At 62.6% G+C, this 13,028-nt stretch carries 16 protein-coding genes; 5 read left to right on the top strand and 11 right to left on the bottom strand.

Going from position 1 to position 13,028, the window contains the following annotated elements; all coding sequences use genetic code 11:
* Positions 1–26 precede the first annotated feature (26 nt).
* The 8 genes from J5289_RS17045 to J5289_RS17080 all read right to left on the bottom strand — a co-directional run bounded on the left by J5289_RS17045 (position 27) and on the right by J5289_RS17080 (position 6,003).
* Entirely contained in the window at positions 27–629 is a 603-nt protein-coding gene (locus tag J5289_RS17045; protein ID WP_209185003.1) for a TetR family transcriptional regulator, read from the bottom strand.
* A gap of 206 nt (positions 630–835) precedes the next feature.
* Positions 836–1,267 (bottom strand): OsmC family protein, encoded by a 432-nt coding sequence (locus J5289_RS17050; protein ID WP_111218961.1) that lies wholly within the window; start codon positions 1,265–1,267, stop codon positions 836–838.
* Positions 1,268–1,511: 244 nt separating this feature from the next.
* Positions 1,512–2,774 (bottom strand): ABC transporter substrate-binding protein, encoded by a 1,263-nt coding sequence (locus J5289_RS17055; protein WP_209185004.1) that lies wholly within the window; start codon positions 2,772–2,774, stop codon positions 1,512–1,514.
* Between the two features lie 49 nt (positions 2,775–2,823).
* On the bottom strand, positions 2,824–3,252 hold the full coding sequence (locus J5289_RS17060; protein ID WP_142830312.1) for a hypothetical protein: 429 nt from the start codon (positions 3,250–3,252) through the stop codon (positions 2,824–2,826).
* Positions 3,249–4,301: an aldo/keto reductase gene (locus tag J5289_RS17065; RefSeq protein WP_209187591.1), complete on the bottom strand. Its 1,053-nt coding sequence runs from the start codon at positions 4,299–4,301 to the stop codon at positions 3,249–3,251. Before J5289_RS17065 ends, J5289_RS17060 begins: the two co-directional genes overlap by 4 nt.
* A 121-nt stretch (positions 4,302–4,422) precedes the next feature.
* Complete coding sequence (locus J5289_RS17070) at positions 4,423–4,776, bottom strand: TIGR04076 family protein (RefSeq protein ID WP_209185006.1); 354 nt, start codon at positions 4,774–4,776, stop codon at positions 4,423–4,425.
* A gap of 1 nt (position 4,777) precedes the next feature.
* Positions 4,778–5,266: a DUF3830 family protein gene (locus tag J5289_RS17075; RefSeq protein WP_209185007.1), complete on the bottom strand. Its 489-nt coding sequence runs from the start codon at positions 5,264–5,266 to the stop codon at positions 4,778–4,780.
* 8 nt (positions 5,267–5,274) lie between these two features.
* The gene (locus tag J5289_RS17080; RefSeq protein WP_209185008.1) at positions 5,275–6,003 is read right to left on the bottom strand and encodes a GntR family transcriptional regulator; all 729 of its coding nucleotides are present in this window, start codon (positions 6,001–6,003) and stop codon (positions 5,275–5,277) included.
* Between the two features lie 117 nt (positions 6,004–6,120).
* Here J5289_RS17080 and J5289_RS17085 point away from each other — a divergent pair, with 117 nt between their 5' ends.
* The 5 genes from J5289_RS17085 to J5289_RS17105 are packed head-to-tail and all read left to right on the top strand — an operon-like array spanning position 6,121 to position 10,871.
* Positions 6,121–6,921, top strand: coding sequence for an ABC transporter ATP-binding protein (locus J5289_RS17085; RefSeq protein WP_209185009.1), 801 nt, complete (start codon positions 6,121–6,123; stop codon positions 6,919–6,921).
* Positions 6,918–7,679, top strand: a complete 762-nt coding sequence (locus J5289_RS17090; RefSeq protein ID WP_209185010.1) for an ABC transporter ATP-binding protein — start codon at positions 6,918–6,920, stop codon at positions 7,677–7,679. Before J5289_RS17085 ends, J5289_RS17090 begins: the two co-directional genes overlap by 4 nt.
* A complete protein-coding gene (locus J5289_RS17095) occupies positions 7,676–8,584 on the top strand; it encodes a branched-chain amino acid ABC transporter permease (RefSeq protein WP_209206443.1) in 909 nt (302 codons plus the stop codon). Before J5289_RS17090 ends, J5289_RS17095 begins: the two co-directional genes overlap by 4 nt.
* Positions 8,581–9,570, top strand: coding sequence for a branched-chain amino acid ABC transporter permease (locus tag J5289_RS17100; protein ID WP_209185012.1), 990 nt, complete (start codon positions 8,581–8,583; stop codon positions 9,568–9,570). Before J5289_RS17095 ends, J5289_RS17100 begins: the two co-directional genes overlap by 4 nt.
* Complete coding sequence (locus J5289_RS17105; protein ID WP_209206442.1) at positions 9,567–10,871, top strand: FAD-binding oxidoreductase; 1,305 nt, start codon at positions 9,567–9,569, stop codon at positions 10,869–10,871. Before J5289_RS17100 ends, J5289_RS17105 begins: the two co-directional genes overlap by 4 nt.
* 80 nt (positions 10,872–10,951) lie before the next feature.
* Here the strand turns inward: J5289_RS17105 and J5289_RS17110 are convergent, their stop codons facing one another.
* Genes J5289_RS17110 through J5289_RS17120 form a run of 3 tightly spaced genes read right to left on the bottom strand, consistent with a single transcriptional unit; the run spans position 10,952 to position 12,982 of the window.
* Entirely contained in the window at positions 10,952–11,668 is a 717-nt protein-coding gene (locus J5289_RS17110; protein WP_142830295.1) for a Bax inhibitor-1/YccA family protein, read from the bottom strand.
* A gap of 20 nt (positions 11,669–11,688) precedes the next feature.
* A complete protein-coding gene (locus J5289_RS17115) occupies positions 11,689–12,456 on the bottom strand; it encodes an anti-sigma factor (protein ID WP_209185014.1) in 768 nt (255 codons plus the stop codon).
* Positions 12,443–12,982 carry a sigma-70 family RNA polymerase sigma factor gene (locus J5289_RS17120; protein WP_142830554.1) on the bottom strand — a complete coding sequence of 180 codons (540 nt, stop codon included), beginning with the start codon at positions 12,980–12,982 and terminating at the stop codon, positions 12,443–12,445. The genes J5289_RS17115 and J5289_RS17120 overlap by 14 nt, the downstream gene beginning before the upstream one ends.
* Between the last annotated feature and the right edge of the window lie 46 nt (positions 12,983–13,028).

A 13,028-nucleotide genomic window follows, 5' to 3' on the forward strand; every position in this document is an offset into this window, starting at 1 on the left:
CGGCGGATGGACGGGCAGCAGGCAAATTATCTCAAGGCACGAATGGCGTATTCCACGAGATCGTCGGGCATCGCCCGGTTCTCCTTGGCAAGACACTGCGCCACCATCTGCGGGTGACAGAGGGTAACCGTCGCCGCGCCAAGACACTTCGACGCGATATGGGGGTCCTGTGCGGCAAACTCGCCCGCAGCGATTCCTTCGGAAATGATCCCGGCCATGACGTCGTGGATGCGATCGATATGCTTTTCGATCACATGCCAGTCACGCTCGATGGCGACGACGACCATCTCATGGACTTTCTCCTCATCGAGCATGGTATCGAGGGTGAGCTTGTACTGGCCATGGACGAGCGCACGCAGCCGGTCCGCGGCACTCGCCTGCTTCCGCGCTGCGCCGAGGGCAAGCTCATAACCGGTATCGAGCATCCGCCCGCAGAGCGCCTGGTGGATTTCGATCTTGGAGCCAAAGAAGCGATAGATGTTTGCCGTCGACATGCCGAGATCCTTGGCGATGTCGGCTACCGTTGTCTTGGCATAGCCGTAGTGGCGGAAAAGACGCTCGGCACAATCGAGGATGCGCGCAACATTCTCCTGGCGGTTGACCTCTGAGGAATCGGCGATGGCGTTCATAAGGCACTTTCGATTTACGACTGACGAAATTCTATTTTCGTCATTCGTAAATCGAAAGTCATACTTTGTCAACGCACTACCAGTCACCTGGCGCGGGTTTCACTGTGCGGGAGTTGATAGCCGAGGCGTGCGGGGCTCGGAGTCCACGCTGCATTAAAAAAATGCCGGACCATCGGCTGGTCCGGCATGTCAGGCAGCAGTTTTTCTTAGGAGAACTGCACGTCGAGCGTCATTGGCACGGCGGCAAGCGCCTTGGATACCGGGCAACCGGCCTTCGCCTGTTCAGCCAGTTCCTTGAACTTGGCCTCGTCGGTGCCGGGCACGCTGGCAACCAGGGTCAGGGCGATACCGGTGATGCCGAAGCCGCCTTCGACGCTCTCGAGGGTGACCTTGGCAGTTGTCTGCATGCTCGTTGCCTTCAGGCCAGCGCCATCGAGGATGCCGGAAAGAGCCATCGTGAAGCAACCGGCATGGGCAGCGCCAATGAGTTCTTCCGGATTGGTGCCGGCAACGCCTTCGAAACGGCTGGCATATCCGTAAGGATGCTCCTTCAGAGCGCCGCTCTGGGTGCTGATCTCGCCTTTTCCATCCTTGATTCCGCCAGCCCAGTGGGCCGAGCCCGTGCGTGTGATCTTCATGTGGTGCTCCTTATGATTGGTTGTCGGGAGACGGCGGCTGCCGCTCCAGGGCAATCGATCGGAAAAACCTCAAAAGGCTCCCCCATCGGCAATATAAGGTTTTCCCCGCAAAAGACGACCGCGGCAGCATGAAACTTCAAAAACGGCCAAGGCTTCTTTTCCAAGGCATGAAAAGCCCCGCGATCCGTCGGGATCGCAGGGCTCTTCGAAGACCGTGCTAGACTATGGCTAGTTCCGCCCAGCCTTACTTGTTGAGCGTCGCCTGCAGCTTGTTGACGTCGTCCGTCGACATCTCACCATCGGTGGCGACCTTGCCGTCGGCAATCTTCCAGAGACGGAACGGGCCGGTGATATCCCCGTATTTGTCGAAGGCGACGGGACCGATGACGCCTTCGTAGCGGATCGGTTTGCCATCCTTGATCAGGCCGAGTGCCTTGGTGAACTCTTCCTTGCCGGCATAGATTGGCGTGCCCGAGGGATCGACGGTCTTGTAGATCGCATCCTTGATCTTGGCCGGATCTTCCGAGCCGGCAATGGCGATGGCAAGCCCCGCAATTGCGCCGGCATCATAGGAGCGGTCGGCAGCCGGATTGGAAGGCTCGATGCCGGAGAATGCCTTGTAGTTCTTCATGAAATAATCGGTCGAGGCCGTCGGGCTGGTGCCGGAAGACGTGCCGTAGGCTTCCTTCAGGTAATCGGCGCCGACAGACTCGATGAAGTCAGGGCTGTTCATGCCGTCGTTGAGCAGGAATTTCTGCACCCCGCCCTGCGACACCCAGGTACGGGCAATCGTCGCACCGTCGACCGGGGTGCTGATCAGGTAGAGGCCATCCGGGGTGCCGGACATGGCAGCGGTGACCTCGGAGGCATAGCTCGACTGCTTTTCGTTGTACGGCGTGTCGGAGATGATCGTGCCGCCGAGCGCCTTGTAGGCGCGCGAGAATTCGGCCGACATGTTGACGCCGAAGTCGCTGTTGACGTGGATGATGGCGAGCTTCTTGAAACCCTTGTCGACTGCGTATTTGGCAGCGGCAACGCCCTGCAGCGCATCGGACGTGATCGTTCGGAAGAAGATGCCGTTGGTCTTGCCATCGCGGCCGAGCGCCGTCAGCGTCGGGGACGAGGAGGCAGGCGAGATCTGCACGACTTTGGCAGGCGCCGTCACCGAAGTCAGGATCGGAATCGACACCGACGAGATGATACCGCCGATGATCACAGGCACCTTCTTGACCTGAACGAGCTGGGTTGCCGCATCGACGGCGACGTTGCCCTGGCTCTGGCTGTCGCGGGTATCGGTGACGAGGTCGCAGCCGCGCACGCCGCCGGCAGCATTGAGGTCGCGGAAGGCCATTTCGACCGACTTGGCGCCGGCCTGGCCGTATTCTCCGGCAGGACCGGTCAGTTCCATGACGAGGCCAACAGTAATCTTGCAATCGGCAGCATTGGCAATGCCCGCGGCCGCGATCAGGCCGAGCGCTGTGGTTACGGAAAGAAGCGTCTTTTTCATGATTGTTCCCCTTGTTAGGTACGACTTCTATTTTTACGCAGTAATCCTGTCAGGTCTCCGGTGTCTGCAACCAGGTTTCTTGCAGATGCCGCCATTGGACGCCCGATGGCGCCGATGAACTCGCGGTAAAAAGGGCACTCGCCTGCCGACGGGACCGGACGCCCCTGCGGCACTGCACCTCGACATAGGTGACGACGACAGTATCGTCGGTCTGGAAGCCCGCGCGGATGTCCTCGATGTCGATCGAGAAATCGCCATGGAAGGTGGCGCGATTGGCCCGGATCAGATCAATGGTCGCCGCCCTGTCGAAAACGCGGCCGGTCGGCGGTATCATCTGGAAGCCGTCTCCGAACGCCTGCTCACAGCGTCCGAAATCCGTCAGGTCAGCCGTCGCCGCATCGTACCAGCCGACGAAGAATTCGTGGAAGGCGATGACCTCGGCGCGGGCACACTCGAAGAGTGACTGATCCTGGCTCATACTTTCCCCGCGTTGAGATTGTAGTGCATGATGGAGCCATGCCTGCCGTTTCGGTCGCGCTCCAGCGTGTAGACGTCACCGAGGGGGCCCTTGCTTTCAGCGATGATCGCTTCGATCTGCGCGATGTCGCCTGCCGAAAGCACGACATCCATGATGCCGGCATTGGCCAGCGCATGCGCCTGGTTGCGGGCGCCGACGATGACCGCAGCCACCTGCGGCTGACGCAGCACCCAGGCGCTGGCGACAGTGGCGATATCGACGCCATGTCGGTCGCCAATGACTTTCAATGTCGAAAGCAGCGATTGAAATAGATCCCAGCCGCCGAAATCGTCGATGATCAGCTTGTATTTGACCAGCGACCGGTTCTCCAGCGGCATCTCCGGCTCCGGCTGGCCCAGCCACTTGTCGCTGAGGAAGCCGCCGGCAACAGAACCATAGCACAGGAATTTCACATCATTCGCAGCAGCCAGCGTAGTCAGGCTGTTGGCCGGTCGCTGGTCGAGGACGGAATATTGCAGCTGCTGGCTGACCAGCGGGATGCCCGCCTTCAGGATCTCGGCAACATGCGGGGTGTCGAAATTCGTAGTGCCCACATTGCGGACCTTGCCCTCCCCGTGCAATTCGTTGAGCCAGCCCAGCGCATCGAGATAGCCGTCGAGCGAGTAATCCCACCAGTGAAACTGCACCAGATCCAGGCGCTCCGTGCGCAACCGCCGCAGCGACTGCTCGACGATGCCACGAATATAATCGCGGTTCATGTTGCCGAGCTTCTCGAGATCGGGCACCAGCTTGGTGTGCACCTTCATCTCGGCCGCCGCCTCGCTCCCGCGCTCATGGCGCAGGCGGTCCCGGGCAGCGCCGATCAGTTCCTCGACGCCGGTATAGATGTCGGCACAGTCGTAGGTCCTGATGCCGGCATCGTAGGCGGCGATCAGGTCGGTCACCGCCTGGTCGCGATCGATCGCCCCATGGCCACCGGCCAGCTGCCAGCCACCGCGAATGACGCGGGAAATGGCATAGCCGGGGCGAAGTTCGAAGGTTTTCGTCATGTCATGCAGCTTTCAAATTGGTAGAACTGTGGAGCGCATATTGCTCCCCCTCATCTGCCCTCTGGGCATCTTCTCCCCACGGGGAGAAGAAAGATATCGCTCCTGCGCCGCGCGCCTTCGTTCAGGCCTCGTCACCCGGCAGCGGCACCGCCGTCGTCTCGGCATGGCTGAAGCGACGCTTGCCCGTGCGCACGATCCTTAGCCGGCTAGCGCAGCTCGGGTCGGGACAGGCGATCTCGGCATCCGAGGTCATCCAGTCGTTCCGGTGCGTCGGCCGCTGCTTTGCAGCCAGGAGCGGCAGCACGGCGGAAATCGAATAGATGGAAAATCCCTGGCCTGCAGGCATCGACAGCATCTCGCCTTTCAGTTCGAAATAATCACCCTCGCTGGCACCACAATAGATCGGCTTGCCCTCGGGGATCACCGCCTCGACACGCAGGTCGTAAAGCTCGAAACTGTCGTCGATTTCGCTCACCTCAAACCTCCGTCAGCGCGAAGGTGACGTCGCAGCCGCCGTTGCGGCGGATGATGCCGCAGGCGGCAGCGAAATGCTCGCGCTCCTCCGGCCGCACCTGCGCCATGACGCTGCCGGCCAGCCAGCCGATCGGGAACAGCAACCGCGCACCCTGCCCGTAGAACAGGCCGATGTCGAAAATGGCGTTGGGGCTGCCGCCCCACATGCGCGCCGGCACGTAACTCAGCACAATATCGCCAGGCTGCGGCGTCACCGTAGCGTTCTCGGCCGGCAGCGCGGTTGCATAGGCGGCGCCCTCGAGATGAGCCACCGGTATAGGGCAGGAGATTTCCGGGCCGGTCCACATCGCATGGATGCCGGGCACGATGCGCGGCTCGGAGAGATATTGCATGAAGAAGGCAACGTTCTCCGGCGCCTTGCCGGCCAGCAGCGGCGCGATCACGGACAGTCCGGAACGGGGCTCGGTGATGTGGATCGCATTCTGGCTCATGATCGGTCTCAAATCCTGGCTGCGTCTGTCTGCAGCTTGTTGCGCAAGAAGGTGAAGGGCCGGCTGATATCGGCTACCAGCGCGGCCCGTGCCGCGTCGGCATCCTGGGCGGCCAATGCCGCGACGATGCTGCGATGGTAATGGGCGGTATCGACCTCGCCGGCTTCGGAGAAGGCATAGATCGCCACCCGGATACACGGGCCCGATTGCAGCCACAGGCTTTCGATCATGGGGATGAGCACAGCCGAGCCGCAGGCCCGGTAGATCTCGAAATGGAATGTCTGGTTGAGCGTGACCTCGCGGTCGACGTCCTTCTTCTGCTTCAGGGCGCGCATCTCGTCCCATTCGTGCAGCATGGCCTCGATGACCGTGATATCTTTCGGGCCCATGCGTTTTGCGGCCAGCGCGATGGCTTCGCCCTCTATCAGCATACGGGCGCGCAGGAGATCGTCGATACGCTCCAGCGTGATCGGCGGGACACGTACCGAACGGTTGGGCAGTGCCTCCAGCGCCTTTTCGGTGATCAGCCGCCCGAGCGCCTCGCGCACCGGCATGGTGCTGGTAACAAGCGCATCGGCAAGTCCGCGGATCGTCAGCACCTGGCTCGGCTCGAAAAGCCCGCCGATGAGCGCCCTGCGAAGCTCGGAATAGACACGGTCCTGAACGGTTTCGCGGCCAACCGGGGCCAGTTGGGCGGCAATCAAATCATTGCTTTTTTCGGCTGCGGCCTTTTGCATTGCGATCCCGTTTTTGACTTGCAGAACGGATTAAAGCTGAATAGCGTGATCAATGCAAGTGTGATCACAAATCAAAAATCAGGGTGCGACAACGATCGTTCCCGGCCAGAGGGATCCATGAGTTTACCATCTGAACGGCAGGGTGAGGATACCCGGGAGCCTGTTCTGAGTGCGAAGAATATCGTCCGCCGGTTCGGCGGCATCGCCGCCGTCAACGACGTATCCTTCGAAGTGCGGCACGGCGAAATCCTTGGCCTGATCGGCCCTAACGGCGCCGGCAAGACGACGATGTTCGATCTCCTCTCCGGCAGCGTCCTGCCGACGAGCGGTGAAATCCGACTGAACGGCACAGTCGTTTCCGGCGAATCCGCACACCGGCGCATCGGTCGCGGTCTCGGCCGCACCTTCCAGATCCCCCGCCCGCTGCCCAACATGACGCTGATCGAAAACGTCATGCTGGCCGCCCAGCACCAGACCGGCGAAAAATTGTTTGCGAACTTCCTGGTGCCATGGCGTGTTGCCGCCGAGGAGAAGAGTGCCCGCGATAAAGCGATGGAGTTGCTCGATCTCGTCCTGCTGACGCGGCTGGCCCACGAGCCGGCCCGCGTACTCTCCGGCGGCCAGCGCAAGCTTCTGGAACTCGCCCGGGTGATGATGGCAGATCCCGCGATTATCCTGCTCGACGAGCCGGCGGCCGGCGTCAACGCCACGCTGCTGGAAGTCATCATCGACCGCATCCGCGATATCAACGCCCGCGGCATCACATTCCTGCTGATCGAGCACAATATCGACATGGTCACCAGGCTCTGCAATCGCGTGCTTGTCATGGCTGGCGGCCAGCTGCTCTGCCAGGGAACGGCGGAAGAAGTGGCGCGCGACCCCCGTGTCATCGAAGCCTATCTCGGAGGTGCGGCATGAGCGAACCCGTTCTCCTCGTGCGCGATCTCGTCGCCGGCTACGAGCCCGGCGTGCCGATTGTCCGTGGCGCCTCGATTACCGTCAACAAGGGCGAGATCGTCGTCGTGCTCGGCCCCAACGGTGCCGGCAAATCGAGCTTCATCAAGGCTGTCGCCGGCCTCGTGCCGATCTCCGCCGGCACCGTGCTGCTCGACGGCAGGGATATCACTGCGGCACCGGCCCACATGATGGTTCGCCTCGGCCTTGCCTTCGTGCCGCAGACGGAAAATATCTTTCCGCAGATGTCGGTGGACGACAACCTGAAGGTCGCCTGCGGCATCCTGAAGCCGAATGACGTCCCGTCCCGCATAGAGGCGATGTACACCGCCTTTCCGGACCTTGCCCGCCATCGCAAGATCGCGGCAGGAAATCTTTCCGGCGGACAGCGGCAGATGCTCGCCGTTGCCCGCGCGCTGGTCGTCGACCCCAAGGTGCTCGTCCTCGACGAGCCATCGGCTGGTCTGTCGCCGAAATTCGTGTCGATGGTGTTCCAGATGCTGACCGAGATCCGCAAATCCGGCGTCACAATCCTGCTGGTCGAGCAGAATGCCAAGGCGGCGCTAGCGATCGGCGACCGCGCCTATGTGCTGGTCGAAGGCAAGGACCACCATGAAGGCATCGCCTCCGAGCTTTGGAACGATCCCGTCGTGGCCGAACTCTATCTGGGCCAGCGCCCGAGCCAGCCTGCCAGACCGACCGAGACCGGAGGTGCCGCATGAACCTGCAATTCATTGTCGACGGATTGCTGACAGGCTCGATGGTCGGCCTCGGCGCCATCGGCGTCACGCTGACCTATTCGATCCTGCGCTTCTCAAACTTTGCCCATGGTGACTTCATGGCCTGGGGCACCTACGCCACCCTCACCGCCGTCAGCGCCATCGGCGCTATGTTCGGCAAGATCGCTCCGATCGGTCCATTTTCCTTCGGCTGGGCGCTGATCGTTGCCGTCGTCATCGGCATGGCTTTTACCGGGCTGATGGCGCTGCTGCTCGACAAGATCCTGTTTGCGCGGCTGCGGGCAAAGGGCCAGACGATCATCGTCGTGATGGCCAGTTTCGGCGCCTCGATGGCGCTGCGCAGCCTGCTGGAGTTCATCTTCACCTCGCGTCCGGCCTATTTCAGCCGCTCGATCCAGATCGCCATGCCGGTCGGGTTCGGCATCCGCATTACGCCCGACCAGATCGTGCTGCTGCTGATGACGGCTTTTCTGGTGCTGGCCGTCCACCTACTGATGACGCGCACCCAGATCGGCCGCTCGATGCAGGCCGTCAGTCAGAACCCGGCGCTCGCCCGCGTCGTCGGTATCGACGTCGCCAAGGTAGTGCGCGTGACATGGTTGGTCGGCGGGGCGCTTGCCTGCATGGCCGGCGTCATGATCGGCATCCTCGTGCAGATCCGGCCGCTGATGGGCTTCGACATGATGCTGCCGATGTTTGCCGCAGCCATTCTCGGCGGTATCGGCAGCGTGCCCGGCGCTGTGCTCGGCGGTCTGATCATCGGCCTGACGGAAGCCGGCGCCGTCCAGTTGATCGGCGCAGAATGGCGCGCGGCGGTCTCCTTCGTCATCCTGATGGCGGTGCTGCTGGTCCGGCCGATCGGCCTCTTCGGAGTGAGAGAGAGATGATGGACATTCTTGGCTATGGCGCCTTCTTCCTGACGACGGCGCTGATCTTCTCGCTGATCACCCTCGGCCTCAATCTGCAATGGGGGCTGACGGGCCTTTTCAACGTCGGCCTCGCCGGTTTTGTCGCCATCGGCGCCTATACCTCGGCGCTGCTGACGACACCCGATACCGTCGGCCGCTTCGGCGGCTTCGACATGCCGATTGTAGTTGGCTGGCTCGGTGCGATGATCGTCACGGCTCTGGCTGCCGCCATCACTGGCGTAGCCACGTTGCGGCTGAAATCCGACTACCTTGCCATCACCACCTTCGGCGTCGCCGTGGTCGTGCAACTGGTAGCTCTGAATGCGCAGAAACTGACTGGCGGCCCGTTCGGCATCGGCTTCATCCCGCGCCCCTTCGCAGCACTTGCAGAAACGCCCGTGCTCTTCAACTTCTCCAACCTCGCTGTCGTCGCCGTCGTCACGCTCGTTACCTATCTGGCTCTGGAGCACCTTGCCCGCAGCCCATGGGGGCGCGTGCTGAAGGCCCTGCGCGAAGACGAGCGGGCCGCCATCTCGCTCGGCAAGAGCGCCCGCTTCTACCGGGTCCAGGCCTTTGCCGTCGGCGGCGCGATCATGGGACTGGCCGGCGCGGTGCAGGCGCATTTCATCGGCTTCATCGCGCCAGACAACTACATGCCGACGCTGACTTTCCAGGTCTGGACCATGCTGATCGTCGGTGGTTCCGGCAGCAACAAAGGCGCCATCCTCGGCAGCGTCCTCGTCTGGGCGATCTGGGCGGGCTCCGGCGCGCTGACCAGCGCAGCCTTCCCGACCGACCAGCAGGCCCGCGCCGCCTCGCTGCAGATCGTCGCCATCGGCGTCATGCTCTGCGTCATCCTGCTGGTGCGCCCTAACGGCATCCTCGGCAACATGCCGCGCCGCTTGCGCTGGTTCGGCAAGAAGCAGCCGCCGGCCATGCCCGACCAGAATGGTGCCGCCTCGTGAGCAAAGCAGACACCGCATCGCCGGACGCGCCGTCCCTCTGGCACGTCGTCGGCCGCAACCGGCGGCACCGGCCGCAACTCCAAGGCCCGCTCGATTCTGACCTCGTAATCGTCGGCGGCGGCTTCTCCGGCCTGTCGACTGCGTTGCATGCGGCAGAAAAAGGTCTCTCCGTGATACTGCTGGAGGCCGGGATCATCGCCTGGGGTGCCACCGGTCGCAACGCCGGCTTCGTGGTTCCAAACTTTGCCAAGGTGGACCCGGATAACGTCATCCAGCAACTGGGCCCCGAGCGCGGAAAGCGGCTTGTAGATTTGGCAGCCGGCAGCGGCGACCTGGTCTTCGAGCTGATCCGCCGCCACGCGATCGAGTGCGCCGCGCAGCAGAGCGGCTGGATCCAGCCGGCCCATTCCGCTACCGCCCTCGAAAAAGTACAGTCCCGCGCCTCGCAATGGCAGGCCCGCGGACGCCCGGCGGAAGTCATGGACCGACAGACGATCCGCGACGTGATCGGTGCAGACGGCTATTTCGGCGGCTGGACCGACAAATCCGGGGGCGTGCTCAATCCCGTCGAATATGCGCGCGGCCTTGCCGACGCTGCGGAAGCGGCTGGCGCCCGTATCTTCGAGCGCTCGCCCGTATCAGCCATTGGCCGCGCAGCGGACGGCTGGCTGCTGCAGACGCCGACGGGCAGCCTGCGCGCCGGCAAGGTCGTGGTCGCGACGAATGCCTACGGCGGAAGGCTCAATCCGGAACTCGCCCGCACCTATTTTCCATTGAAGGTATTCCAGGTCGCCACACACCCGCTGCCGGTCGCAATCCGCCAGCGGCTACTGCCGGCAAATCAGTGTGTTTCCGATACCAGGCGCAACCTCTTCACCTTCCGCTTCGATGCCGACAATCGGCTGATTTCGGGCGGTATGCACATCTTCGGCCCCGGCGCCGACGCCCGCGTGCCAGCAACAATCCATCGACGCATGGCCGAAATGCTCGGGCTCCCCGACCTACCGCCGCTGGAATTCAGCTGGTCTGGCCTTGCCGCTGTCGAACCGGATTTCCTGCCGCATCTGGTCGATCTCGGACCCGGACTGATCGCCGGCTTTGCCTGCAACGGACGCGGCATCGCCATGACGACGGCGATGGGCAGGGAGCTTGCCGCCTGGTCTACCGGGGTAGATGCCCGCGATCTCGCGATCCCCTTCGGACCGCCGGCACCGATACCGTTCCATGCTCTCCTGAAGCACGCGCCCAATGCGCTGCTGCCGTGGAGCATGATGCAGGACCGGCTGGACGAGCGAGGCTAACTCCCAAACGCAATGCGCCCGCCGATCCCATGACAGATCGACGGGCGCCCGCTCACTCCTGGCCCCACCAGGAGGAGCTGTTACTCGCGGTCGCCCGTAAAGTTGAGCAACAGCTGGAAGATGTTGACGAAGTTCAGGTAGAGCGACAGGGCGCCCATCACAGCCATTTTCTGCTGCGATTCCTGGTCATAGTTCTCGGCATACTGTTCCTTGATGTTCTGCGTATCCCAGGCGGTCAGGCCGACGAAGACGGCGATACCGATCACGGACACGGCAAACTGCAGGACAGTCGAGCCGAGGAAGATGTTGACGACGCTGGCGATCACGACGCCAATCAGGCCCATCATCAGGAACGAGCCGAAATTGGCGAGATCCCGCTTCGTCGTGTAGCCATAGAGACTTGTCGCGCCGAACATGGTGGCTGCGATGAAGAAGGTACGCGCGATGCTGGCGCCGGTAAACACCAGGAACACCGAGGCGAGCGATAGTCCCATGACTGCGCAGAAGGCCCAGAACATCGCCTGCGCGCCGCTGGCGGACATCGACTGGATCTTGAACGAGAAAAACAGCACGAAGCCGATCGGTGCCAGCATGACGACCCACTTGAGAGGCGACGAGAAGATCGGCACATAGAGCGCCGGCGTCGTGCCGACGACGAAGGCAACGAGCCCCGTCACGACCAGACCGATAGCCATATAGTTGTAGATGCGCAGCATATGCTTGCGCAGTCCTTCGTCGAACAGAGCCTGGGTGCCGGCGTTAACGCCGAAACCGGAGCGGGGATTGATCGGGTTCATGATCTGTCTCCTTGATTGCGTTAATAGAGTGTCCGGGAAAGCCGCTCGGCCTCCCCGTCGAGATTGTTGGCGGCGGCATCGGCAACCAGCGCGTAGGCGACATCGCCGATCTGCCAGTAGGATGCCTGCACGCCGTCGAGGGCGATGTGGTCGACCTTGGCGACGGCAAAACTGCCGGGCCGGACTGCAAACAGCGATAGCCGCTTGCCATTGGCATCGACGGTGACTTCGATGCTGGGTCCGAAAGCCGACGGATAGATTTCGGCATCGGCCACCTTCCAGTCCGCAGGCAACGTCGGCATGACGATCGCCGTGGCTGCCCGGATATCGTCCGGGTTGTAGCTTGCCGACTTCGGCTGCGATGCGACCTGCGCCCTCAATGCCGAGGTCCGGAAAGCCGCAACCGCATCGTCGACGAAAGCCGGCGGCGGCACGGATGCCGAGACCTCGGTGGCCGAGAAAGCGCCGAACGAATTGTGTGCCACCCAGCCCGATGCCACCAGAACGGCAACGGCAGCAATGCGCTGCAATGACTGGAATACGCGACCGTAGGCGAGCCCTCGCTCCAGACGACGGGCGGCCTCGCGGGTCTGCACGCCGCCGGTTACGGCCTCGGTCGCCAGTGCCAGCCGCAATTCGCCGCGCAGGCTCAAGTCGGCCATGACCTTGGCAGCCGTAGCCGGATGCTCCGAAAGGTAGGATTCCACCGCGATGCGCCGCGATACATCCAGTTCGCCGTCGACATAGGCATCGAGATCGGCGTCGATGATCGGATCAACTGACGTCATGATCGTTCCCTCCGATAACACGCAGATGCGACGCGGCAGGCGCCTTGTCCTCGAAATCCCTCAACTGGGCGCGCGCCCGCGAAATCCGCGACATCAGCGTGCCGACCGGAATGCCGAGGGTCGCTGCGGCCTCATTGTAGGACATGTCCTCGATGGCAACGAGATGCAGCGCCGCGCGCTGTTCTTCCGGAAGCCTGAAGAAGGCGTCGCGCACCTGCGACAGCCGGACGGCATGCTCCTGGCCGGCCGCCAGCGACTGCTCCATCTCGACCGCCGCGCCATCATGGCGCCGCGCCATCGACCGGTCCCGACGCAGGCGGTCGATATGGGCGTTGTGGACGATGGAGAGAAGCCAGGAGCGCAGGTTTGCGCCGCGACGAAAAGTCGACTTGCGCTCATAGGCCCGCAGCAAGGCATCATGCACGAGGTCTTCCGCATCGTCGGCGTTGCGCACCAGCGAACGGGCGTAGCGTCTCAGGGATGAGAGCTGTGCCAAGACATCGAATGTGCGTCCGTTGCGTTCCATGACCCAGTATACGGACACCGATGCGAACTTATTCCCGGCACGATCA

Origin of the sequence: Rhizobium sp. B230/85 (assembly GCF_019355735.1) — a bacterium.
Taxonomy (GTDB): Bacteria; Pseudomonadota; Alphaproteobacteria; order Rhizobiales; family Rhizobiaceae; genus Rhizobium; species Rhizobium rhododendri.